Origin of the sequence: Mesorhizobium sp. M4A.F.Ca.ET.020.02.1.1, assembly GCF_004022645.1 — a bacterium.
Lineage (GTDB): Bacteria > Pseudomonadota > Alphaproteobacteria > Rhizobiales > Rhizobiaceae > Mesorhizobium.
The window spans coordinates 1-633 of sequence record NZ_RZOI01001328.1 but is presented as its reverse complement, the minus strand read 5'-3'; the positions used below and the strand labels follow the sequence as shown (position 1 = coordinate 633).

The window sequence follows — 633 nt, the reverse complement described above, 5'->3', positions numbered from 1 at the left end:
GGCGGGCGTCGACCTCGGCGTCAACGGCAGCAATGCGGAGCTCTTGGCAAGGACCGCCGCCGAGATCCGTGAAAAATTCGGGGTCAAGGTGATCGAGATCGCCGGCGACGTGTCGAAGCCAGAGGTGCAGAAGGCGCTGCTTGCGGCCTGTCCCGATCCGGACATCCTGGTCAACAACAATGGCGGCCCGCCGCTGCGCGATTTCCGCACGCTCGACCGTGACAAGATCCTCGAAGGCGTCACCCAGAACATGGTGACGCCGATCGAGCTGATCCAGGCGGTGATCGACGGCATGGCCAAGCGCGGCTTCGGCCGCATCGTCAACATCACCTCGCTGTCGGTTTATGTGCCCATCCCCGGGCTAGACCTCTCGTCGGGCGCGCGCGCCGGCCTGACCTCGTTCCTTGCCGGCGTAGCGCGCACGGTGGTCGACCGCAACGTCACCATCAACAGCCTGCTGCCGGGCAAGCTCGACACCGACCGGCTGCGCGGCCCGCATGAAGCCGGCACGGCCGAGGAGCCGGCGGCAGCGGCGGCGCGAAAAGCCCGCATCAGCGCCGACGTGCCGGCCAAGCGTCTCGGCACGCCCGAGGAATTCGGCCAGATCTGCGCCTTCCTGTGCTCGGTCCATGC

1 protein-coding gene is annotated in these 633 nt (G+C 67.6%); it reads left to right on the top strand.

Going from position 1 to position 633, the window contains the following annotated elements:
• On the top strand, positions 1-633 hold a 633-nt coding region (locus EN742_RS36940), incomplete at both ends, for an SDR family oxidoreductase (protein ID WP_128333993.1).